Source organism: Pseudomonas sp. TYF_14 (assembly GCF_043105275.1).
GTDB classification, from domain to species: Bacteria; Pseudomonadota; Gammaproteobacteria; order Pseudomonadales; family Pseudomonadaceae; genus Aquipseudomonas; species Aquipseudomonas alloputida.
On sequence record NZ_JBICLK010000034.1, the window covers coordinates 15752 to 38749 of the forward strand.

14 protein-coding genes and 2 pseudogenes are annotated in these 22998 nt (G+C 63.8%); 13 read left to right on the forward strand and 3 right to left on the reverse strand.

Translation table 11 applies throughout. The features are described from left to right. Positions 1 to 20 precede the first annotated feature (20 nt). Positions 21 to 1874, reverse strand: coding sequence for an ABC transporter ATP-binding protein (locus ACF8O8_RS10595; RefSeq protein ID WP_392509653.1), 1854 nt, complete (start codon positions 1872 to 1874; stop codon positions 21 to 23). Between ACF8O8_RS10595 and ACF8O8_RS10600 the strand changes: the two genes are divergently transcribed. From ACF8O8_RS10600 to dapA, 11 genes and pseudogenes are all read left to right on the forward strand, one after another. Further along, a complete protein-coding gene (locus tag ACF8O8_RS10600) occupies positions 1873 to 2028 on the forward strand; it encodes a hypothetical protein (RefSeq protein ID WP_164721826.1) in 156 nt (51 codons plus the stop codon). The two genes, ACF8O8_RS10595 and ACF8O8_RS10600, sit on opposite strands and share 2 nt — an antisense overlap. Positions 2029 to 2176: 148 nt before the next feature. Further along, positions 2177 to 3667 (forward strand): BcsE family c-di-GMP-binding protein, encoded by a 1491-nt coding sequence (locus ACF8O8_RS10605; RefSeq protein ID WP_060488877.1) that lies wholly within the window; start codon positions 2177 to 2179, stop codon positions 3665 to 3667. After that, a complete protein-coding gene (gene bcsF / locus ACF8O8_RS10610; RefSeq protein ID WP_010953551.1) occupies positions 3664 to 3849 on the forward strand; it encodes a cellulose biosynthesis protein BcsF in 186 nt (61 codons plus the stop codon). Before ACF8O8_RS10605 ends, bcsF begins: the two co-directional genes overlap by 4 nt. Beyond that, entirely contained in the window at positions 3842 to 5455 is a 1614-nt protein-coding gene (gene bcsG, locus ACF8O8_RS10615) for a cellulose biosynthesis protein BcsG (protein WP_010953552.1), read from the forward strand. Before bcsF ends, bcsG begins: the two co-directional genes overlap by 8 nt. Further along, positions 5452 to 5670, forward strand: coding sequence for a cellulose biosynthesis protein BcsR (bcsR, locus tag ACF8O8_RS10620; RefSeq protein ID WP_010953553.1), 219 nt, complete (start codon positions 5452 to 5454; stop codon positions 5668 to 5670). The genes bcsG and bcsR overlap by 4 nt, the downstream gene beginning before the upstream one ends. Then, on the forward strand, positions 5667 to 6374 hold the full coding sequence (gene bcsQ, locus ACF8O8_RS10625; protein ID WP_010953554.1) for a cellulose biosynthesis protein BcsQ: 708 nt from the start codon (positions 5667 to 5669) through the stop codon (positions 6372 to 6374). Before bcsR ends, bcsQ begins: the two co-directional genes overlap by 4 nt. Next, positions 6371 to 8980: a UDP-forming cellulose synthase catalytic subunit gene (gene bcsA / locus ACF8O8_RS10630; RefSeq protein WP_010953555.1), complete on the forward strand. Its 2610-nt coding sequence runs from the start codon at positions 6371 to 6373 to the stop codon at positions 8978 to 8980. The genes bcsQ and bcsA overlap by 4 nt, the downstream gene beginning before the upstream one ends. Continuing rightward, positions 8977 to 11265 (forward strand): cellulose biosynthesis cyclic di-GMP-binding regulatory protein BcsB, encoded by a 2289-nt coding sequence (gene bcsB, locus ACF8O8_RS10635; RefSeq protein ID WP_060488879.1) that lies wholly within the window; start codon positions 8977 to 8979, stop codon positions 11263 to 11265. Before bcsA ends, bcsB begins: the two co-directional genes overlap by 4 nt. Then, positions 11265 to 12380 (forward strand): cellulose synthase complex periplasmic endoglucanase BcsZ, encoded by a 1116-nt coding sequence (gene bcsZ, locus ACF8O8_RS10640; RefSeq protein ID WP_049586287.1) that lies wholly within the window; start codon positions 11265 to 11267, stop codon positions 12378 to 12380. Before bcsB ends, bcsZ begins: the two co-directional genes overlap by 1 nt. Then, a pseudogene (bcsC, locus tag ACF8O8_RS10645) lies at positions 12368 to 15873 on the forward strand (cellulose synthase complex outer membrane protein BcsC). Before bcsZ ends, bcsC begins: the two are co-directional and overlap by 13 nt. 337 nt (positions 15874 to 16210) lie before the next feature. After that, complete coding sequence (dapA, locus tag ACF8O8_RS10650; RefSeq protein WP_010953559.1) at positions 16211 to 17077, forward strand: 4-hydroxy-tetrahydrodipicolinate synthase; 867 nt, start codon at positions 16211 to 16213, stop codon at positions 17075 to 17077. A 153-nt stretch (positions 17078 to 17230) separates the two neighbouring features. Here the strand turns inward: dapA and ACF8O8_RS10655 are convergent, their stop codons facing one another. Both ACF8O8_RS10655 and ACF8O8_RS10660 read right to left on the reverse strand, forming a co-directional pair. After that, the gene (locus ACF8O8_RS10655; protein ID WP_010953560.1) at positions 17231 to 17689 is read right to left on the reverse strand and encodes a GNAT family N-acetyltransferase; all 459 of its coding nucleotides are present in this window, start codon (positions 17687 to 17689) and stop codon (positions 17231 to 17233) included. Positions 17690 to 17761: 72 nt separating this feature from the next. Next, positions 17762 to 19527: pseudogene (locus ACF8O8_RS10660) on the reverse strand (M24 family metallopeptidase). On the opposite strand from ACF8O8_RS10660, the gene ACF8O8_RS10665 reads away from it, so the two are divergent. Together ACF8O8_RS10665 and ACF8O8_RS10670 are read left to right on the forward strand one after the other, a co-directional pair. Then, positions 19528 to 21018, forward strand: a complete 1491-nt coding sequence (locus ACF8O8_RS10665) for a PLP-dependent aminotransferase family protein (protein ID WP_350297697.1) — start codon at positions 19528 to 19530, stop codon at positions 21016 to 21018. A gap of 248 nt (positions 21019 to 21266) precedes the next feature. Continuing rightward, on the forward strand, positions 21267 to 22892 hold the full coding sequence (locus ACF8O8_RS10670; RefSeq protein WP_104961981.1) for a methyl-accepting chemotaxis protein: 1626 nt from the start codon (positions 21267 to 21269) through the stop codon (positions 22890 to 22892). Positions 22893 to 22998: the final 106 nt, after the last annotated feature.

Genomic DNA, 22998 nt, shown 5'->3' on the forward strand with positions numbered 1-22998 from the left:
TGGCTGCCCCCGGCCTCTGCTTACTCCACAGCCTCGGCCACGCCCTGATCCTCACCCAGGAACCCGCCACTCTGATGCTGCCACAACCGTGCATAGGTACCCTTTTTCGCCAACAGTTCGGCATGGGTGCCTTGCTCGATGATGCGCCCTTCATCCATCACGATCAGCCGGTCCATGGCGGCGATCGTCGACAACCGGTGGGCGATGGCAATAACGGTCTTGCCTTGCATCATTTCATCCAGGCTCTCCTGAATGGCCACCTCCACCTCCGAGTCCAGCGCGCTGGTGGCTTCGTCAAGCAGCAGGATCGGTGCGTTCTTCAGCATCACCCGGGCAATTGCAATGCGCTGGCGTTGGCCGCCAGACAGCTTGATGCCGCGTTCACCCACCAGGGTGTCGTAACCGCTGTTGCCCTGGCGGTCGCTGAGCTGGCTGATGAAACCATCGGCCTGGGCACTGGCCGCAGCGGCACGGATCTGTGCTTCGGTAGCATCGGGGCGGCCATAGGCAATATTGTCGCGAATCGAACGGTGCAACAGCGAGGTGTCCTGAGTGACCATGCCGATGGCGCTGCGCAGGCTGTCTTGCGTGACCTTGGCGACGTTCTGCCCGTCGATGCGTATTTCCCCCTTGTCCACGTCGTAGAAGCGCAGCAGCAGGTTGATCAAGGTGGACTTGCCGGCGCCGGAGCGGCCGACCAGGCCGACTTTTTCGCCCGGACGAATGTGCAGCGTCAGCTCATTGAGCACCTGGCGCTCGCCGTTGTAGTTGAAGCTGACCTTGTCGAAACTCACCGCGCCACCCGTGGTTACCAGCTCTGCAGCACCCGGCACATCCTGCACCTTGGGGCCGCGGGTGAGGGTGGCCATACCGTCCTGCACGGTGCCGATGTTTTCGAACAGCGAGGTAATTTCCCACATGATCCAGTGCGACATACCGTTGACGCGCAAGGCCATGGCGGTAATCGCCGCCACGGCCCCGGTGCCGACCTGGCCCTGGTGCCACAGCCACAGTGCGTAGCCACCGGCACCAAAGATCAAGCCTACCACCAACGCCTGGTTGACGATTTCGAACTGGCTCACCAGGCGCATCTGGCGAAAACCGGTATGCTTGAAATCTTCCATGGCTGCGCGCGCAAAGTGCGCTTCGCGGTTGGAGTGCGAAAACAGTTTTACCGTGGTGATGTTGGTGTAAGCGTCAGAAACCCGCCCGGTCATCGACGACCGGGCATTGGCCTGCTCCTGCCCGACCTTGCCCAGCCGGGGGACGAAATACAGCATGGCCAAGCCGAACAGCACGACCCAGGCAATGAAGGGCAGCATCAGTTTCAGGGCAAAGCCGCCGGCCAGGGCAATGATCGCGATGAAATACACGCCAATCCCAGGCAGGATTTCGATGAGTGTAAACAGCACATCGCGTACTGCCAGCGCCGTCTGCATCACCTTGGTAGTGACCCGGCCAGAAAACTCGTCAGAAAAGAACGACAAGCTCTGGCGCAACATCAGGCGGTGAAAATCCCAACGCAGCCGCAGCGGCAGGTTGATCGCCAGCACCTGGTGCTGAACCATGGTGCGCAGCGCCACCAGCCCGATGCTGACCACCAGGACGATGCCGATCCCCCACAGCACACGGCTTTCCTCGGGGCCAACAGTACCGCCTGCCTGCCAGGACGCGAGCAGGTCGACCACCTGGCCCAGGAACGCGAATAGCCAGGCTTCGTATATCGACACCCCGGCACTGAGCAGCGCCAGCGCCAGGATGTAGCCACGGGCGCCGCGGGTACAAGCCCACATGAAGCGCAACAGGCCAACGGGCGGCGGTGGTACCTCGTCGGGTGGGAAGGGGTCGAGCCGACGTTCAAAGATACGCAGCATGCTTGTCTCCGGAAAACGGTTCTTGCTTGGCCAATGCCCTGCCGGCTTGCCTTTGCCGACTGTTGTTTTTAACCCGGAAAAGGTCGGCCTTGGGGTGTTTGTTAACAAACCTTTGCAACTCATTACATTTCAGATTGATTTCATTCTGCCTTGATGCTGTATAATTGACGCAACTTTGTGTTGCGCATCATTTTTGTCGTTTTTTTGACATGAGTTATAAAGCGTCAGCAGAGGATGTGACACATTCCGCCTTCAAACCGTTTCAATTTACCTTTTGCAGAGCCAGTGTTTTGACTAATGGAATGCAGTTGTTGGCGATTTCCGGCCTGAGCGTCGAGAGCAGCCAGCTTCATCAACAAGGACTGTACTGGTTAGCCTGTGACGCCGCCGAAGACGCCTCCTTGCTATGCCGCCAGGTAGTCGAAGGCATGCCCGATAATGCCAGGGCAGCCCTGATCGCCGATGCGCAAGCCATGGATGACGTGCTGGGTGCGCTCGACGCGACGCGCGGTCCGGCCGAGCTGGCACTGTATGAGGCCAACTCGCAAGCCACCCGTTATCTGGTTGAAGACCTGCCTCGTCTTGATGCCCGTGGGCGTGTGCTGGTGCTGCTGGCACCGGCACACGCCTGGGCGGATACCGAAGTCGAGCACTGGTGCAATGCGCTGCGCCAGGCATTGTTGGCTGAAGCGGCGTTGCTGCTGGTCGTCAGTGGGGGGCAGAGCACTGCCTTGGTCGAGCGCCTGCGCGTTTTCAACCAGTGCCTCGATGGCCTGGGGCAGGTGTACCGCGGCAAAGGTGGGGTGCGCTACCTGCAGCATTTCTGGAGCAACCCGCTTGGCAAAACCGCCACCCGGGACATGGAGCTGACTCGGCTGAGCGCGGGCTTTGCCGTTGCTGCCGCGCCTCAGGCACCCAGCGACACCGGTGGTGACGAGTTGCTGTGCCTGGCCCAGCGCCCGGTACTGGAAGGCGCGCCAGCCTTCTCCGAACACTGGCAGGTCTGCGAAAGCTTTGAGGAACTGGGGGGCAAAGCCAGCCGTGCGGTGTCTGCCACGGTGATCTTTGCCATGGACGGTGGGCAGCGTCTGGATAGCCTGGCGCGCCAGCTGCACCACCTGCGGCAGTCGCGTGGCAACGCCTTGAAGCTGGTCGTGCGCGAAATGGCGTCGACCCTGCGTTATCAAGACGAACAGTTGCTGCTGGCTTGTGGTGCCAGCCAGATCGTGCCGTTCGGTGCCAGCTTGTCACGCTTCCTGACCATGGTAGAGAGCATCCAGGGTTACGTCTGGCGTCGACACCTGCCAACCGACTTCGACGCCTTGCTGGCACGCCTGCGGCCGCTGGCCATCTGCGGGTTGGTAGCGCCACGGGCGTTCGCCGATGCCGTGCAAAGCATGTGGCACGGGGTGCGCAACGGCGAAATCGTCCACCAGTTGCTGGTGTTGCGTCCGGCGCCTGGCCTGACCCCGCTGCAGGCTTGCTCGCGTACGGTATTCCGCCGTGATGGCGACATTGCCTGCGTGGTTGGCGAAGTGCTGTTCCTGTTCCTGTTCGCCTGCCGCTCCGAAGGGGTCGAGCAAGCGCTTGACCACATCTTCCAGCTGTCATGGAAAGAGCTGTTCATCAGCCAGGAGGTACTTGCCGGCGTCGACAGCCTGGCCACTCCGGCCTTCCTCGACAGCAACCTACCGCAGCCACCCCGCAGCGACACGGCGGCGCAACTGCCTGCACAGGCATGGTCGGCGCTGGCACCGCGCAAGGTTGGCCTGGCCAAGCGGGGTGGCGCATGAACTTCGTGCAACTGCTGCAGGTGGTCGGCATTACCGCACTCGTCACGCTGGGCCTGGCCTTGTTGCTAGTGCGCCTGTGTTCGGCATTACGTGGCGTGTTGCGCCGTCGCCTTCCCCCCCGTTACCTGAAACCGCTGGGCGTACGCCGCCGCGCTGCACGCCAGGAACCCCAGAATGACTAATACCACCATCACCCTCCCGGTACTGGCCCGCTGGCCTGGACTGGGAGGGTGGAACCTCTATTTTTTTGCAAAGTTTCTGCTGGTCGCGCTGGGCATGCTCGACTTCCAGGCGCTGCCGAACCTGTTGTTCGCTGCGTTTCTGCTTGTCCCTTTGCCGGGCAAGTGGCTGCGTATTGCCCGGCAACTGCTGGCGGTGCCAATCGGTATCGCGCTTTTCTACCAGGACACCTGGCTGCCACCCTTCAGCCGCCTGCTGGCGCAGCCGGGGGTGCTGGACTTCTCGTGGGACTATCTGCTCGAGCTGCTGGGCCGCTTCATCAACTGGAACCTGCTGGGGGCGCTGGCAATGTTGCTGGTGGGTTACCTGTACCTACGCCATTGGCTGCGCCTGAGCACCCTGAGCCTGCTGGGGTTGGCATGGCTGTCGGTCGGCGGCTTGCCGTCGCTGGTTGCAGGCCAGGCGCCCGGCGTGGCGGCGCGTACCGCAGCCGAACCCGCGCCTGCCACTGCAGCAGCCGACAATGCCACGCTCGACAGCTGGCTTGAGCGCTTCTTCGCCAGTGAGCGCGAGCGGGTGACGGCGTTCCCTGCCGTGAGTGCCGATGAGCAACCGTTCGACCTGCTGGTAATCAACATCTGCTCGCTGGCCTGGGATGACCTGTCCGCCGTGGGGCTGCGGGACAACCCACTGTTGTCGCGCATGGACGTGATCTTCGACCAGTTCAACTCGGCGACCTCCTACAGCGGCCCGGCCGCAATCCGTGTGCTGCGTGCCAGCTGTGGGCAGTCGTCGCACGCTGGCCTGTACCAACCGGCCCCGGAGCAGTGCCTGTTGTTCCAGAACCTGGCCCGGCTGGGTTTCCAGAGCAACACCTTGCTCAACCACAGCGGCCGGTTCGACAACTTCATCGGCGACATTACCCAGCAGCGCATGCCGCAACCGGGCATGCGCAATACCGACTTCCCACGGGCACTGGTGGGCTTCGACGGCTCGCCGATTGCCAGTGACCTGGATGTCTTGCGCCGTTGGTGGGGGCAACGCAAAGGCACCCCGGACGAACATGTGTCACTGTTCTACAACAGCATCAGCCTGCATGACGGCAACCGTATCGTCACCGCCGACGGCGGTACCCGCGTGGCCGACTATGCCACCCGCGCCAATCGCCTGTTTGGCGAACTTGGCACCTTCCTTGACGAACTGGAGGGCAGTGGCCGCCGCGTAGTGGTGGCCATTGTCCCTGAGCATGGGGCCGCGTTGCATGGTGATCGCATGCAGTTGTCGGGCATGCGCGAAATTCCCACGCCGTCGATTACCCATGTGCCGGTCGGCCTGAAGTTCATCGGCATGGGCCAGCCTGCCCGCAACGAGCCGCTGCGGGTCACTGCTGCCACCAGCTACCTGGCGCTGTCCGAGCTGATCTCGCGTGTGTATGCGGGCCTCGGCCAGCAGCAGGTGCTGGATGTGCCCGGCCTGCTGACCGACCTGCCAACCACCGAGCAGGTTGCCGAAACCTCTGGCGCACAGGTGCTGAATTACCAGGGGCGCGCCTACATGCGCCTGCAAGGCCAGCCTGACTGGCAGCCGATCCCCAAGGAGCGCCCATGATCACTGGCAAGGCAGACCCGTCCGACCGTAGCGACGATATTGCCCAGTTGCGCCAGCACCTGGACATGCCTGAGCTGAACTACCAGGACATCTCGATGCTGGTGGGCGTTCAGCAGGCCCTGCAGCGCTGGCCATTGCTGGGTGAAAGCTGCAGGGCCAGCAGCGACGATGCGCTGTACGCGGCTGTCACCCGGCGCGAGAGGGTCGCGCCATGACCAGCCTGGCTTTGCATGGGGTACGCGGAGGCCTGGGGCGCAGCGCCTTGCTGGCTGCATTGGGCTACGCGCTGCAGGGCGTGGGCGAACGGGTGCTGCTGATTGACCTGTGCCCCAGCAACTTGCTCGGGCTGCACTTCAACCTGCCGCTGGATACGTCCGAGGGCTGGGCGCTGGCCGAGCGGGAAGGGCGGCCGTTCAGCGATGCCGTGTACGAGGTGCTCGATGGCCTGTGCCTGCTGCCGTACGGCAACCTGCCTGGCGGTGCGCAGCACCGTGTGCCCGATGCGCAGTCATGGCCCGCTCGCCAGGTCGAGCTGGCCGAGCATTTCGACTGGCTGTTGTACGACCTGCCGCAATTGCCGGGCGATACCACCGGCAATGGCATCGAGACTGATGTACGGGTACTGGTGGCAGAAGCCGAAATGGCCAGCCACCTGCTGCTCGGGCGACGTCCGCTCGAGCACTTCGACATGCTGCTGGTCAACCGCTATGACCCGGCCAGCCGCTTGCAGAGCGACCTGTTGATGGTGTGGCGTGACTTGTTTCGTGATCGCTTGCCGATCCAGGTGGTCCATCGCGACGAAGCCTTCCTCGAAGCGCTGGCGTACAAGGCTCCCCTGGGTCTTTACGCACCGCAGAGCCTGGCCTGCCGGGATGTGCAAAGCCTGGCGGTGCGCTGTCTGACGAGGCGCCAGCCGTGACCCTGAACCCTCTGTCGGCCTATACCTGGTTCACTGTCCGTGGTGCGCGTCTGCCGGTCGCGTGGCTGTTCACCCTCGGCGTGTGGCTGGCCTTCCTGTTCCTGCGCCTGGAATCACCCGCCTGGCAGGCGCTGCTGGCCGAGCGCCAACGCCTGTACCCGCAGCTGGCGGGCAAGCGCCCGACCCTGGGTGACCCGCTGCGTCTGTTGATCCAGAGCCTGTGGTTGTTGCTGCGGCGCCAACCGCAGGTGCGTACAGCAAGGCCTGGCCGCCGCGCATTGGGCGCGGTGCGCATGCACCTGCGGGCGGCAGGCGGGGTGGCGCGCCACTACCGCGGCCTGCTGATCGATGCATTGCAACAGGTACCCGCGCGCTACCGCGCCAGTGCTTTCAAACACCAGGCCTCGGCACGCCTGCGCGGCCTGAGCGTGTTTGCCCGGCGGGCGTTCTATAGCGTGCTGACGGTATTCGCCCTCAGCCTCGCCCTGCTGTGCGTGACCGAACCGTTCGGCTACCTGGCGCAGCTGATGTTCATCTGCCTGCTGCTGGTCATCGCCTTGCTGGTGCGACACATGCCGGGGCGTTTCCCGACTTTGATGCTGATCGTGCTGTCGACCATTATCTCGTGCCGCTATCTGTGGTGGCGCTACACCTCGACCCTGAACTGGAACGACACCACCGACTTGGTATTCGGGGTGATCCTGTTGGCGGCAGAAACCTATTCGTGGTTCGTGCTGATCCTGGGTTACATCCAGACCAGCTGGCCATTGCAGCGCAAGCCGGCAAACCTCCCGGCCAACACCAGGCACTGGCCAACCGTCGATTTGCTGATCCCCACCTACAACGAAGACCTGTCAGTGGTGCGCACCACGGTAATGGCCGCGCTGGGCCTGGACTGGCCACGCGAGTGCCTGCGCATCTACATTCTCGATGATGGCCGCCGCGACGCGTTTCGTGCCTTTGCCGACGAAGTCGGGGTAGGGTATATCGTGCGGCCCGACAGCAAGCATGCCAAGGCCGGTAACCTCAATCATGCGCTGGGCGTCACCGACAGCGAGTTGATCGCCATCTTCGACTGCGACCATGTGCCGGTGCGCTCCTTCCTGCAACTGACCGTGGGCTGGTTCCTCAAGGACGCTAAACTGGCGCTGGTGCAGACACCGCACCATTTCTTCTCGCCTGACCCGTTCGAGCGCAACCTCGGTTCGTTCCGCCGCCGCCCCAACGAAGGGGAGCTGTTCTACGGCCTGATCCAGGACGGCAACGATATGTGGAACGCGGCGTTTTTCTGCGGCTCGTGTGCCGTGCTGCGCCGCACCGCGCTGGAGAGCATCGGTGGTTTTGCCGTCGAGACCGTGACCGAGGATGCCCACACCGCCCTGCGCCTGCATCGTCAAGGGTGGACATCAGCCTACCTGAGCATTCCGCAGGCTGCGGGCCTGGCCACTGAAAGCCTGTCGGCGCACATCGGCCAGCGCATTCGCTGGGCCCGTGGGATGGTGCAGATCTTCCGCACCGACAACCCGCTGTTCGGGCGTGGCCTTAGCCTGTTCCAGCGGGTGTGCTACGCCAACGCGATGCTGCACTTTCTGGCCGGCCTGCCGCGGCTGGTGTTCCTGACGGCGCCACTGGCGTTCCTGTTGCTGCATGCCTACATCATCTACGCACCGGCATTGATGATTCTGCTGTACGTGCTGCCACACATGATCCACGCCAGCCTGACCAACTCGCGCATGCAGGGCAGGTACCGACAAACCTTCTGGGGCGAGGTCTACGAGACCGTACTGGCCTGGTACATCGCCCGCCCAACCACGGTGGCGCTGTTCGCGCCGAAAAAAGGCACGTTCAACGTCACCGCCAAGGGCGGCTTGATGGAGCAGGAACAGTTCGACTGGCGAATCGCCCAACCTTACCTGTGGCTGGCGGCGCTCAACGTGGTGGGTCTGGGCTTTGCGGTGTGGCGCCTGGTCACCGGCCCGACGGCAGAAATCGGCACGGTGATCGTCAGCTCGCTGTGGGTGATCTACAACCTGCTGATTATCGGTGCCGCAGTTGCGGTGGCCGCCGAAGTGCGCCAGGTGCGCCGCGCCCATCGGGTGCAGATGCGCTTGCCGGCGGGGCTGATGCTTGCCAGCGGTCATGCCTACCCCTGCACCCTGGTCGACTACTCCGACGGCGGTATCGGCCTGCAGGTACAGCCCGGTCTGGAGCTGAAACCGGGGGAGCAGGTACGCCTGCTGCTCAACCGCGGCCAGCGCGAGTTCGCCTTCCAGGCGTGCGTCACCCGTACCGTCGGGCAACACGTGGGCCTGGTGTTCCGCGACCTCGCCCTGCAGCAGCGTATCGACCTGGTCCACTGCACCTTTGCCCGCGCCGATGCCTGGCTTGGCTGGAACGAGCAGCACGAGGTCGAGCGCCCGCTGCGCAGCCTGATCGATGTGTTGAAGCTGGGTGGCGTCGGTTACGTGCGCCTGGTCGAGCACATGCCGCCATGGCTGCGGGCGTGGTTGCGCCCGTTGCGTTCGCTGGCGTCGTGGCTGGCCAGCTACTGGCCCCGCACACCGCAGGCAATCCCTTCCATGAACCCTGTTGATCGAGACGCATGATGACTGGTTATCCCGCGCGTACCTGGGGCCTGGCGATGGCGCTGTTTACCGCCTTGTCGCAGAGCGCCGCTGCTGCTTCCGTAGCTCCGCTTGCCGAGCCTGCGGTACCCACACCCACGGTACCAAACTGGCAGGTTGCGAAAACCTTCGAGCAGCTTGGGCATGCGTCCGACAGCCTGCTGCTGGGGGTACGCAACAGTGAGCATATCGAGTTTGGCCTGCGTCGCGATCGCCTGGCCACCGATGCCAGCTTGCAACTGGACTACACGCCTTCGCCAGCCTTGCTGCCGAACCTGTCGCACTTGCGCGTCTACCTCAACGACGAGCTGATGGGCGTAGTTCCGGTGGAAAAGGAGCAGTTGGGCCAGCGTGTACGTCGCCAGCTGCCGTTGGACCCGAAACTGCTTGGCGACTTCAACCGGGTACGTCTGGAGTTTGTCGGGCACTATACCGATGTCTGCGAAGACCCGGCCCACAGCGGCCTGTGGCTTAACCTCAACCGCAAGAGCCAGGTACAGTTGCACGAGCAGGCGCTGGTGCTGGAAAACGACCTGGCGCATTTCCCGTTGCCGTTCTTCGATACCCGCGACACCGGCAAGGTAGTGCTGCCGGTGGTGTTCAGCGGCGTGCCGAGCCTGGGCGAGCAGCGTGCGGCGGCAATCCTGGCATCCTACTTCGGCAGCCAGGCCGGTTGGCGCAAGGCCAGCTTCCCTGTGTTGTACAACAACCTGCCGGCCCGTGGCGAAAAACCTGCACCGAGCATCGTGTTTGCCAGCAACGACCGTCGCCCGGCGTTCCTCGCCGATCTGCAGCAGTTCCCGCCAGTCGACGGCCCCGTGCTGCAGGTGATCGATCATCCGCACGACCGCTTCAGCAAAGTGCTGCTGGTGCTGGGCCGTAACGACGACGACCTGATCAAGGCCGCCTCGGCGCTGGCGGTCGGCAACAATCTGTTCCGTGGCGCGCGCGTCAAAGTGGAGCAGATGACCGCGTTGCAACCGCGTCAGCCCTACGATGCGCCGAACTGGACGCGCACCGACCGGCCGGTACGATTTGCCGAACTGCTGGATTACCCCGAGCAACTGCAAGTCAGCGGCCTGCAACCGCGGCCGGTGACACTGGAACTGAACCTGCCGCCCGACTTGTTCGTCTGGCGCAACCAGGGTATTCCGCTGCGCACCCTGTACCGCTATACGGCGCCAGCGGTGACCGACGAATCGCGCCTGAGCATCAGCGTCAACGATCAGTACATCACCAGCATGCCGCTGGTGGGCAATGACCGGCGCGGCGGTACCCTTGAGGAAATGCGCCTGGCAGTGCTGTCCGGTGACAACACTGCATTGAGCGAGAACTCGCTGGTGCCGGCGCTGAAGATTGGCGACCGCAACCGCCTGCGCTTCGACTTCAGCTTTGCCAGCACCTTGGGCAGCGCCCAGCGCGATCGCTGCCAGACCTCGCTGCCGGTGGACGTGCGTGCAGCGATCGACGACAACTCCACCATCGACCTTTCTGGTTACCACCATTACATCGCCATGCCCGACCTGCGTGCATTCGCCCGCAGTGGCTTCCCGTTCAGCCGCATGGCCGACCTGTCCGAGACGCTGGTCATCATGCCGGCCAAACCTACGGCGATGCAGGTCGGCACTTTGCTCGACACAGTTGGCGGGTTGGCCGGACAGATCGGTTACCCGGCGCTTGGCCTGCAATTGATCGACGACTGGCAACAGGTCGCAGCGGCAGACGCCGACTTGCTGCTGATCGGCAGCCTGCCCGAGGCCCTGCGCGACGCGCCCGACCTTGGCCTGTTGCTCAGCGCCCAGCGTGACTGGTTGCTGCAGGGCCGCAGCGCATCGTTGCCCGGTGGCCAGCGTTTCGATACTGAGCCGGTGGCTGCAAGCAGCCGCGTGGCGGTCAGCGCCCAGGCGCCGATTGCGGCCATCACCGGGCTGAAGTCGCCGTTCCACGAGCAGCGCAGTGTTGTGGCCTTGCTGGCCAACAGCGACAGCGATTACGCATTGCTGCGCGACATGCTTGGCGATGTAGGCAAGCTCGATGCGGTGGCGGGTTCGGTAACGCTGTTACGCAGCAGTGGCGTGAGCAGCCAGTTCGTCGGCGAGCACTACTTCGTGGGCGCGCTGCCATGGTGGCTGCTGCTGTGGTTCCACTTGTCCGAGCACCCTGTGTTGCTGGCGGTGATCGCGGCTGTTTGCGTGGTGCTGTTCGCCTTCTTGTTGTGGCGGGCACTGCGCTGGGCAGGCAAGCGCCGCTTGGGTGAGGCGGGGTGATGATGCGCCAGATGCTGGTAGGGCTGGTCGCCTTAGGCCTGCCCGTTTTCGCCAATGCCGGGTCGGTTTGCCCATGGCCTGCCTGGGAGCGGTTCAAGGCCGAGCTGGTGAGTGTGGATGGGCGGGTCATCGACCCGAGTGACGAGCGCCTGATCACCACCTCGGAAGGGCAGAGTTACGCGCTGTTCTTCGCCCTGGTAGGTAACGACCGGCAAACCTTCGCGCAGTTGCTGCGTTGGACCAGCAACAACCTCGCCGAGGGTGACCTGGCCCGGCATCTGCCTGCCTGGCTGTGGGGCCGTGACGGGCAGCAGCAGTGGCAGGTGCTGGACGCCAACAACGCCAGCGATGCCGATCTGTGGATCGCCTACAGCCTGCTGGAAGCAGGGCGGTTGTGGGACCAGCCGGCCTACACGCAACTGGGCCAGCACCTGCTGTGGCGTATCGCCGCGCAGACCGTGCGCAAGCTTCCAGGCCTTGGTGTGATGTTGCTGCCAGGTGACTACGGCTTCGAAGACGCCCAGGGTACCCGCCTGAACCCCAGCTACCTGCCGCTGCAGCTGCTCGACCGCTTCAGCGATGTGGACCCCTTGTGGGGTGAGCTGGCGGCCAACACGCGGCGTTTGTGGTTGGCATCGTCGCCAAAGGGTTTTGCCCCGGACTGGTTGCTGTGGACGCCGGCCGGAAAGCCAGCGGCAGACACGAAACATGGCAATGCCGGTGATTATGACGCCATTCGTGTGTACCTGTGGGTCGGCATGTTGGCCGAGGGGGCGGCGCAACGCCGCGAACTGGTGGCCCATTATGCGCCGATGGCGGCATTGACCCAGCGCCAGGGGCTACCTCCTGAGCACCTGGATGCACGCAGCGGTGAAGCCCGCGGCCATGGCCCGGCGGGTTTCTCTGCGGCCTTGCTGCCATTGCTTGCTGCCTCGCCAGAGCACGTGGCCGGCTTGGCGGCCCAGCGCCAGCGCTTGCGCGAACAGCCGGTCGAGGCCAAGGCGTATTACAGCCAGGTGCTGGCGCTGTTCGGCCAGGGCTTCGACGAGGCCCGTTACCGTTTTGACCCGCACGGCCGGCTGTTGCCGGCCTGGAGCGCGCCATGCAGCGAATGATCGGCGTGTTGATGCTGGCGGCAATAACCTGCCAGGCAGATGCGCAACCCAAGGATATCGATGAACAGCGCCAATGGCTGCTGGACCAGGTACGCCGCGGCGAAGCGCTGCACCGTGACGACCTGGTGCGCGATGCGCTGGGCCGTTTGCAGTTGCTTGAGCCGCGCAACCCGGACGTGTTGCTGGCGGCCTTGAGCCTGGCATTGCGCGAGAAGAACAGCAGTGAAGCCGAGCAGTTGAGTGCGCGGATCAGTGCCGTGGCGCCTGGCAGCCTGCAAGCACGTCAGGCCGCACGCCTGCTTGAGCTTCAACAACCGGCGCCTGCACGGCGCTTGCAGCAGGCGCGTCTGCTGGCAGTTACCGGCCGTAATGAAGAGGCGCTGGCGGTATACGAACAGTTGGTTGCCGGCGAACCACCCAGCCTTGAATTGGCCCTGGACTACTGGCGCGTGCGCGGCAATCTGCCAGGCCAACGCCCTGAGGCGATCCGCCAGTTGCAGCGGTTGGATCAGCAGTACCCGGGCAGCGCCGGGCTGCGCCAGACCCTGGCTGGTTGGTTGTTCGCCGAAAAGCGTGACCGCGAGGCCTTGGCCCTGCTCGATCAGCTGGCGCGAGACCCTGGTGCACGGGATGCCGCTGCCCAGCGCGAGTTCGACTACCTGTCCGGGCAAGCCGTGAGTGCCACCAGCGCGGCAGCCTGGCAAGCCTTTCTTCAGCGTTACCCCTGGCACAGGCCAGCGAGACCTTGCAACAGCAGCGCAAGCTGCTGGCCGACCCGGCATGGCAGGCCGGTCAACGGGGTAAGGCATTGCTCGACAAGGGCCTTAATGCCGAAGCGGAAACGCAGCTGCGCCGCGCACTGCGCCAGTACCCGGGCGATGCCAGCCTGCATGGGGCCCTGGGTTATGCGTTGATGCGCCAGGGCCGCCATGAAGACGCCCATGCGGCGTTCCGCGCGGCGAGCGCCAAGGAGCAGGACACCTACTGGATCAGCCAATGGAAGGACCTGGAGTCGTCCAGCCAGTATTGGGCCCTGCTGAAGAAAGCCGAGCGGGCCCTGGAGGTGAAAGACGTGCGCGGTGCGCGCGCACTTTACCAGCAGGCTCGCCAGCAACGGCCAAAGGATGAATACGCGTTGCTGGGCCTGGCAGATGTCTCGCTGGCCGAGGGCGATGTGGCGGCTGCCGAGCGGCAGTACCTGCAGGTACGGCGTATGGCGCCGGATAACGAAAGTGCCGTGCGTGGCTTGATGCGCGTTTACCAGGCGCAGTCGCCAGGCAAGGCGCAGGCATACCTGGACAGCCTGCCACCACGGCAGCAGGCGCAGTTCGCCAGCCTGCGACGCAGCCTGGAACTTGCGCGGCTGCGCCAGCAAGGGGACGAAGCCCTGCAGCGCGAGGACTGGTCGACGGCCAGCCACGTGCTGGGCCAGGCTTCGGCCCTGGCCCCCGATGAGCCTTGGCTGGTGTATCAGCTGGCCAACAGTCTGCGTCACCAAGGGCGCACTGGCGAGGCCGACGCGGCATTTGCCAGGCTGGTGCAGCACCAGCCACGTGATCCGGCAACGCGCTATGCCAACGGCCTGTTCCTGGAGTCCAGCGACCGTGATGCCTTGGCTCTGGAAAGTCTGAGGGCGGTACCTCAGGCGACCTGGAGCGCGGACATGCACGCGCTGGAACAGCGTGTTCAGCGGCGTATGACCCTGGCCTCTGCGCAGCAGTTGCAGGCACAAGGCCGCAGTGCCGAGGCGACAGCCTTGCTTGAAGCCGGCCTGGCGCGTGGTGAAGGTAGCCCGGACGACTTGATGCTGTTGGCTGACTGGGCAGCAGCGCGTGGTGAACATGGCAAGGCGCGCAGCTATTACCAGCGTGTACTGGTCGTGCAGCCTGGGCGCCCTGATGCACGCCTTGGGGTGATGGAAAGCGCCGTGGCCGAAGGCAACCTGCAGCAGGCCCGGCACATGCTGGGCGTGAAGGTGCCACAATTTGCCGCTGATGACGGCAACGCCCAGCGGCGCCTGGCGGCGGTGTGGACCGCGCTGGGTGAACACGATCAGGCGGCCAGGCTGCTTGACCGGATTGCCGCGCAGCAGACGCGACCCGATCCGTTGTTGCGGCGCGACGCAGCCCGCCTGGTAGCGCAGGATGATCCTCAACGAGCACTGGACCTTTACGCGGCAGCGATGGCCGATGCGCAGTTGCTGGACCGTGCTGCCGTAGCGCCACGGGATGACCGTGCATTGACCCTGGCCAGCCGCGAGCAGGATGGCGACGACTGGCTGGCCCGCAGCCTGCGCAGTGATGTGGATGCCCTGTATCGCCAGCGCAATACCCATGTGACGCTGATGCATGACTACGGCTGGCGCGAGGATGACGGTACGCCCGGTACTTCGGAACTGAGTACCCAGTCGACCTTGTTGCATGTCGACACCCCTTGGCAGGAGGGCACCGCGTTTGCGCGAGTAGAGCGCATTGGCATGGATGCGGGGTCGTTCGAGCCGAACGATCAGGGAAGCTACACCCCCGACTTCGGCAGCTGCCAGTTTGTTGGCCAGACCGCTGACGGCAAAACACTGCCCGCGTGCACGGGGGGATCGCAGACTGCAAACGGCAGCCTGTTGGCGTTGGGTTGGCAGGGCAGCCGCTGGGCGTTCGACCTGGGCACCACCCAGGGCTATGCAATCAACAACTGGCTGGGCGGCGCAACGGTCAACGGTGACCTCGGGCAGGTTGGCTGGTCGCTGACCGCCTCGCGCCGGCCGATGAGCAATTCATTGCTGTCGTTCGCCGGCGCACGCGACCGCCCGACGGGCGTGCGCTGGGGCGGGGTCACTGCCAATGGCGCCACGCTCGGCCTGAGCTGGGACCAAGGTGGCGACAACGGGGTGTGGGCCAGCCTGGGGCACCATTGGCTGTACGGCGAAAACGTGGCCGACAACCAGCGGACCCGGGCCATGGCCGGCTTTTACCACCGCGTGGTGGAAAAGGCCGACGAGCGTGTACGTGTTGGCGTGACGCTGATGCACTGGCGCCATGACAAGGACCTGGGCGGCTACAGCCTGGGGCAGGGCGGTTACTACAGCCCGCAGCGCTACAGTTCGGTGGGCGTGCCGGTCAGTTATGCCTGGCGCAACTACGACTGGTCGCTGCTGCTGGAAGGTTCCGTCAGCTGGTCTCAGGCTCATAGTGGCAGTAGCCGCTTGTACCCGGACGCGCACATCAACCGCAAGGTACTGGCGAATTATGGCGTCGACTCCAACATCGATGCGATGACCGAAGCCAGCGACAGCAGCGGGTTGGGCTACCGCCTGCGCGGTCTGTTCGAACGGCGCCTAAGTGACCAGTGGGTACTGGGCGGCGGCTTCGACTGGCAGCATAGCGATGACTATGCGCCTAGCCATGGCATGCTCTACCTGCGCTACCTGTTCGAACCGTGGCGAGGCAACCTAGCCCTGCCGGTGACACCGCTGGAGCCTTCCAGCGAGTGGCGGTGACGGCAATCGCTGCGTTGCAAGGGGCGCGCCTGCACGGGGCGATGCGGGCCAAGGGTTGACACCAGGCACGCCGCCCCACCATTATCCAGCCATACCTACGCAACGGGCTTGCCAACATGTCCACATCCAACCACGCCATTTCCGCTTCGGGCTTCATCGCCCAGGCAGGCGCGTGCGTTGCCGTTGCCAAGAAATCCAAGAAACAGCCGCTCATCTGACCGAGGCGCGCTGTCTCGTCAGGTGGGCTGACGAGACAGAAGGCGCCAGGTATCACTGCCACCACTTCCACTCTTCGCCCTGCTGACGCTGACTTTCGGTCAACATCAGGAGTTTTTGCATGTCGAATTTCCGTGGTATCTGGATCGCCCTCGTCACGCCAATGCGCGCCAATGAAATCGACTTCCCAGGCCTGGAAAAGCTGGTGAAGAAGCTGCTCGAAGACGGTGTGGCCGGTTTTGTAGTGTGCGGTACCACGGGTGAGGCAGCGGCGTTGTCCAAGGCCGAGCAACTGGCAGTGCTGGATGCCGTGCTGGCCTGGGTTGAGCCTGGCAGGATGGTGATGGGCCTGTCAGGTTACAACCTGCGTGAGTTGCTGGCCTTCCAGGCTGAAATCCAGCAGCGTGACATTGGCGGGCTGCTGGTGCCCGCACCTTGCTATATCCGCCCTTCGCAGGCCGGCATCGAAGCCTTCTTCGCCACCGTGGCCGATGCGGCCAGCGTGCCAGTGATCGTCTACGACATTCCCTACCGCACAGGCGTACGCATCGAACGTGAAACCCTGCGCCGTATCGTGCGCCATCCACGCATTGCAGCGGTGAAAGACTGCGGCGGTGACAGCGAGACGACCATGGCCCTGATCGAGGACGGCCACGCCCAGGTGCTGGCCGGTGAAGACCTGCAGATCTTCAACAACCTGTGCCTGGGTGGGGCAGGGGCCATTTCAGCCTCCGCACATGTGCGCGCCGACCTGTACGTACGCATGGTGCGGCAGGTTGACAGCGGTGATTGGGCTGCCGCGCGTGGTACGTTCTACCAGTTGCTGCCCTGGATCAAAGTGGCCTTTGCCGAGCCCAACCCGGCCGTGGTCAAGGCGGCATTGCAGCTGCAAAGCCTGATTGCAGACGAGCTGCGCGAGCCCATGCAGACGTGCACGAATACCACCCGAGACAAACTGCAAAGCGTGCTGTGTTCACTCGGCGCCTGAAGCGGCAACGGTTGATGGCGGGTTGACAAGCCGCCACACCCTTGGTTGGTTCGGGGTCGGCGGATGCCTCGCGAGCGGATTTCTGCCAGCAACGCGCTGAGACAGAGTATTGCCAGGGCCGCTTTGCGGCCCTGTCGCGACCCCAGGTTGCTCCTACGCTGGCTGGGTCGGCAGGCGCTTTTCCATCGGCTGATACACCAGCCCGGCAAACTCACCCACGTCGCCTGCCAGGGTGAAGCCGTAGCGTTGGTAGGCGGGTACAGAAGACAATGATGCCTTTACCGTCACCACCTCGGCGCTGGCATGCTCCAGTGCGGCGTTCATCAAACGCTTGCCTATGCCCTGGCGTTGCAGGCCTGGTGCAATGAACAGCATCGCAATGTGACGGCCTTCCTTGAGCTCGATCAGCCCCGCGATAGCGCCTTCGACAAAACAGGCCAGCATGAGGTTGTCACCCTGCATGCGCTCGGCAAACGCCTGGGGTGCTGACACCTGGGTAAAGGTCTCGATACCTTGCGCCGACAGTGTGGGCGCGACTGCCTGCATGAAGGCATCCATGCACAAGGCGCAGGCTTGGGGGAGGTCGTCAGGGGTGAGCGTGCGTACTTGCATGGTAATCGTCCTTGTCGGGTGTCCTTCTGTTGCCCACTTTAACCTGTTACGGGTTCAAGGGCCGATGCGGTATCAAGCTGCCCTGGCAGCCCCCGGCTTGCGTTCGCAATCAGGATGTCTTCGAAGAATGCCCCGACAGGTTCGGTAGGGTGGCACAGCTGTATCTCCAGCACCCACACCACCTCGCTCGGGACAATCTCCACCTCGGCCAGCTTGTCCTGGCCATACAACACATGCGGGAAGTCGGCGATGCGATGCCCGGCCAGGTTGCGCTCCAGCTGCCAACCTTTGGCCTGGGCACTGCGCTCGGCAAAGTTATACAGTTCACGCCCGGTCAACCCGCGGCCCCAGGCCTGGCGGGTCTCGTCGAACACTTCATGCAGTGCCTTCACGCAGGCGTGGTGCAGGGCGTGCTGGCCAAACACGAAGGTATCGCCATAGTCACCTTCATAGCCATCCCAAACCGGGCCAACGTCGACAACGACGATGTCCGTGGCGCGTAGCACACGTTGAAGGTCAATGCCTTGCCGTGGCGTACGCACGGTATCGTCACCAAAACGGATGTAGGTGGGGTGCCAGGTGTGTGAGGCGCCCATCGCCTGCAGGGTATGCGCGGCCATCTCCAGTGCCTGGGCGGTGGTCATGCCGACCTGCAGTTGGCTGGCAATGGCAGCCACGGCCCGCACCGACTGTTCGCGGGCCGCGAGCATGCCGTCCAGCGAATAACGTGGGCCGACCTTTTCCAGCTCAGGGTGCAGCGGGTTGGTTGAGGAAGCCTGCGTTGTCAGTGCACCGCTGGCGACAAAGGCCTCGGCTACAAAGCGATGGGGCGGTACCCCTGCTGCAAGGCATTGCTCGCGGGCCTGGCTGATCATCGTGGCATTGCCACAGGCATAGACCTGGGTTTCGCCCCAGCGATGCGTCTGGCTGAGCGCCACCTGCTGTATACGTGCCTGGGCCGAGAGCACCGGTTGCCAGCGAAAGTGCGGGTGCACACGGCTGGACACGTCGAGAAATTCGCGGTCATAGAAATCCGCCGGCGAAGAGCCGCCCCAATACAGCGTGACGTCGGCATCGCCGGCCAAGGCCGTCAGCAACAGCGGCTTTATGCCGGCGTAACCTGTGCCAGTGGCGAAAAGGATCAGCGGGCGTTGGTCATCGTGCTGCCAGGTACAGGCGCCCAGCGGGCCCTCGAGCTTTACCGTTGCACCTGCTTGCAGGGTGGGCAGCAAACCTTCAGTGAACAGGCCGCCGCTGACCTTGCGGATGTGAAACACCAGTTGCCCTTGTTCCCGGGCAGGCAGGTTGGCAATGGAGAAACAGCGGCTGTCGCCGTTGTCCAGCTGGAACCGCATGTACTGGCCCGCCCGCACCTCCAGCGGCTGAGCAGGCTGCAACACCAGCTCGACGATATCTGCGCTCAGCGCGCGCTTGCCAACCACCTGTGCCTGGGTTTCCAGTGCCGGGGCGTCCAGTGACCAGCCGGGTATTTCCAGGCGCATGTCGCTGCAGGCGTGGCTCTGGCACAGCAACATCTCGTCGGCGGCCAAGGGATAGGACGGCGGCGGTGTGTCCGCATCCCGCTGCTTGTCCTGATGCTGCCCTGAGACCACCTTGACCTTGCACGAGCCGCAGGCGCCGCGGCGGCAGGAAAAGGGTACCGGCAGGCCGCTGGCGAGCATGGCATCGAGCAGCAGCTCCTGGCTGGCTTCGAAGGTTTTGCCCGAGGGCGACAATTCAATGACGTGGCGGCTTTGCATGAGCACCTCGGGGCAAATGGAGGTTCGATTGTTGCTATAGTCCAGGACCAGCAGAACCTCCAGTTTTGGATATTTCATATGGTCCAGCTTCGTAAATGGCAGCCACTGCTCAGGCTCGATGGGGCACAGGCTTCGTACCGGCAGATCGTCGAAGGGCTGGTGGCCGCAATCAGCGAGGGTCGCCTGCGCCCTGGCACGCCGTTGCCGGGCACGCGGGAGATGGCGCAATTGCTGAACGTCAATCGCAAGACCGTGATCCTTGCTTATGAGGAAGCCGAAACCAAAGGCTGGCTGCAAAGCGTGCAACGCCGGGGCACCTTCGTCAGCCAGCAGCTGGCGCCTGGCACAGCGGCCGTTTCCGGTGCCGTGCGGCCTTTTGCCCTGGCGCTGCCAGAGGAACCTGCCGTTGCCTACTTCAAGGCGAACGAACAGGCTGTAGCGCAGCAAGGGCGGCCGGGGGCCTTGTTCTTCGACAACGGCGCCTGTGACCATCGCCTGCTGCCACAGGCTGTACTGCATCGCTATTACCGCAATGCCTTGCGCAGCAGCTTCACCAGCAACAGCGTTCGCCACGGCAGCGAGTGCAGCAGCCGCAATCTGCGCAGCGCCCTGGCCGACATGCTGCGGCACAACCGCAGCCTGAACGTTGGCGCCGAGCATATCTGCCTGACCCAGGGGGTGCAGATGTCACTGTCCCTGGTGGCCAGTGTGTTGCTCAAGCCGGGTGACGTTGTGCTGGTCGAGCGCCTGAGTTACCCCCCTGCGTGGGAAATCTTCCGTCAGTTGGGTGCCCGCCTGGTGACCGTGGAGCTGGACCATGAGGGTTGCCGGGTCGACCAGCTCGATGCCCTGTGCCGGCAGCACAAGGTGCGGATGATGTACATAACGCCCCATCACCAGTTCCCGACCACGGTCAGCCTGCCAGCCGGGCGCAGGCAACAGCTGCTGGAGCTGGCGCGCCAGCATGCCTTTTGCGTGGTCGAAGAAGATTACGACTACGAATACCACTTTGCCGGGCGGCCCTATCTGCCGTTGGCCAGTGACCGCCAGCAGCGGCACGTGATTTACATCGGCTCACTGTCCAAGCCTTTGGGCAGCACGTTCCGTTGCAGCTATATCGTGGCACCGGTGGAAGTGACAACCGTGCTGGAACGCAGGGCGATGTTGACCCTGGGGCAGGGCGATGCAGTCATGCAGCAGATGTTGGCGGACCTGATCAATGATGGCGAACTGAAGAAGCACCTGCGCCGGGTCAACCGCGAGTACCGGCGCCGGCGCGAGACTTTGTTGGGGTGTTTGCGCGATGCGTTCGGCGAACAGATCAGCGTGCAGGCGCCAGAAGGTGGCCTGGCGCTGTGGGTGAGGTTTGCCGATGAGATCAACGTGGATCAGTTGGTCGACAAAGCGCTGGAACGGGACCTGGTGGTGCGCAGTGGGCGACAGTTTTCACCGTTTGGCCATGCCGAGAACGCCTTGCGCCTAGGGTTTGCTTCGCTGGATGCCGATGAGATCCGGCAGGCGACCCAACGCCTGGCAGACGCAGCGAAAGCGATTGGCAAGGCGCGGTAGCGGATGGCACGGGCTTCGCCCGTGTTCGCGGGCAAGCCCGCTCCCACAGTGATCGCGCTGGCCTCAGGATTTATGCAAAAGGGTTATGCCCTAAAGGGTTTCGAGGCCTCTGGGTCTCAACGCATTCCGTTCGGTTACCGCACATAACCGCATCGCGGCGCCTCAAGCCTGCGCCAGTACCTCCGATAGCAGCACACCCACCCTCGAATCATCGATCAGAAGTGGTGCCAACAAGGAGTACTGCCCGCATGCTTGCAAACCTGAAAATTCGCACCGGAATGTTCTGGGTGTTGTCGCTGTTCAGCCTGACCCTGCTGTTTTCGACCGCCAGTGCCTGGTGGGCTGCCTTGGGTAGCGACCAGCAGATCACTGAACTGGATCAGACTGCGCACCAGTCGGACCGGTTGAACAATGCGTTGCTGATGGCGATTCGCTCCAGCGCCAACGTGTCTTCGGGCTTTATCGAGCAGTTGGGTGGCCATGACGAGAGTGCAGGCAAACGCATGGCGCTGTCGGTGGAGCTGAACAACAAGAGCCAGGCGCTGGTCGACGAATTTGTCGAAAACGCCCGCGAACCCGCCCTTCGCGGGTTGGCAACCGAGCTGCAGGCTACCTTTGCCGAATACGCCAAGGCGGTGGCTGGGCAGCGTGAAGCGACCCGCCAGCGTTCGCTGGAGCAGTATTTCAAGGTCAACAGCGATGCCGGTAATGCCATGGGGCGGTTGCAAACCCTGCGCCAGCAACTGGTGACCACACTGAGCGAACGTGGCCAGCAAATCATGCTCGAGTCCGACCGGCGTCTGGCCCGGGCACAATTGCTGAGCCTGTGCTTGCTGGGCGTGACCGTGGTGCTGGCGGTGCTGTGCTGGGCCTTCATTGCCCAGCGTGTGTTGCACCCCCTGCGTGAAGCCGGTGGGCATTTCCAGCGCATTGCCAGTGGCGACCTGAGTGTGCCGGTGCAAGGGCAGGGCAACAACGAGATCGGCCAACTGTTCCATGAGCTGCAGCGCATGCAGCAGAGCCAGCGCGACACCCTTGGGCAGATCAACAACTGTGCCCGGCAGCTGGACGCCGCCGCCACGGCGTTGAACGCGGTCACCGAGGAAAGCGCCAACAACCTGCGTCAGCAGGGGCAGGAGCTGGAGCAGGCCGCGACTGCCGTGACCGAAATGACCACGGCAGTGGAGGAGGTGGCGCGCAACGCGATCACCACCTCGCAAACCACCAGTGAATCCAACCAGCTGGCCGCGCAAAGCCGCCGGCAAGTCAGCGAAAACATCGACGGCACCGAAGCCATGACCCGCGAAATCCAGACCAGCAGTGCGCACCTGCAGCAGTTGGTGGGGCAGGTGCGGGACATCGGCAAGGTGCTGGAAGTGATCCGCTCGGTGTCCGAGCAAACCAACCTGCTGGCGCTCAATGCTGCCATCGAGGCGGCCCGTGCCGGTGAGGCCGGGCGCGGCTTTGCGGTGGTGGCGGATGAGGTGCGCACACTGGCCTACCGCACGCAACAGTCGACCCAGGAAATCGAGCAGATGATCGGCAGCGTGCAGGCGGGGACCGAAGCTGCGGTGGCTTCCATGCAGGCCAGCACCAACCGCGCCCAGTCGACACTGGACGTGACCCTGGCCTCGGGGCAAGTGCTGGAGGGCATCTACAGTGCGATCGGCGAAATCAACGAGCGCAATCTGGTCATTGCCAGTGCGGCCGAAGAGCAGGCTCAGGTGGCGCGGGAAGTAGACCGCAACTTGCTGAACATCCGCGAACTGTCCAACCATTCCGCTGCGGGTGCGCAGCAGACCAGCGAGGCGAGCAAGGCGTTGTCGGGGCTGGTGGGGGAGATGACGGCGTTGGTGGGGCGGTTCAAGGTTTGAGGCGCTGCGCCTGCGTGGAACATTAAGATAAGGTTAAACTTATTTAAAGTTCCCCTTGCGGGTTGACTTCGATACTACGCTTGAATAAAGTTCGACCGCCCCGAGC

What these genes read in the sequence shown, in the direction of transcription:
- ACF8O8_RS10655 (WP_010953560.1), bottom strand. Translation starts at nt 17,689, where the DNA reads ATGCAAGTACGCACGCTCACCCCTGACGACCTCCCCCAAGCCTGCGCC.
- ACF8O8_RS10600 (WP_164721826.1), top strand. Translation starts at nt 1,873, where the DNA reads ATGCTTGTCTCCGGAAAACGGTTCTTGCTTGGCCAATGCCCTGCCGGC.
- dapA (WP_010953559.1), top strand. Translation starts at nt 16,211, where the DNA reads ATGTCGAATTTCCGTGGTATCTGGATCGCCCTCGTCACGCCAATGCGC.
- bcsQ (WP_010953554.1), top strand. Translation starts at nt 5,667, where the DNA reads ATGACCAGCCTGGCTTTGCATGGGGTACGCGGAGGCCTGGGGCGCAGC.
- bcsG (WP_010953552.1), top strand. Translation starts at nt 3,842, where the DNA reads ATGACTAATACCACCATCACCCTCCCGGTACTGGCCCGCTGGCCTGGA.
- bcsR (WP_010953553.1), top strand. Translation starts at nt 5,452, where the DNA reads ATGATCACTGGCAAGGCAGACCCGTCCGACCGTAGCGACGATATTGCC.
- ACF8O8_RS10605 (WP_060488877.1), top strand. Translation starts at nt 2,177, where the DNA reads ATGCAGTTGTTGGCGATTTCCGGCCTGAGCGTCGAGAGCAGCCAGCTT.
- bcsZ (WP_049586287.1), top strand. Translation starts at nt 11,265, where the DNA reads ATGATGCGCCAGATGCTGGTAGGGCTGGTCGCCTTAGGCCTGCCCGTT.
- ACF8O8_RS10665 (WP_350297697.1), top strand. Translation starts at nt 19,528, where the DNA reads ATGGTCCAGCTTCGTAAATGGCAGCCACTGCTCAGGCTCGATGGGGCA.
- bcsF (WP_010953551.1), top strand. Translation starts at nt 3,664, where the DNA reads ATGAACTTCGTGCAACTGCTGCAGGTGGTCGGCATTACCGCACTCGTC.
- bcsB (WP_060488879.1), top strand. Translation starts at nt 8,977, where the DNA reads ATGATGACTGGTTATCCCGCGCGTACCTGGGGCCTGGCGATGGCGCTG.
- ACF8O8_RS10595 (WP_392509653.1), bottom strand. Translation starts at nt 1,874, where the DNA reads ATGCTGCGTATCTTTGAACGTCGGCTCGACCCCTTCCCACCCGACGAG.
- ACF8O8_RS10670 (WP_104961981.1), top strand. Translation starts at nt 21,267, where the DNA reads ATGCTTGCAAACCTGAAAATTCGCACCGGAATGTTCTGGGTGTTGTCG.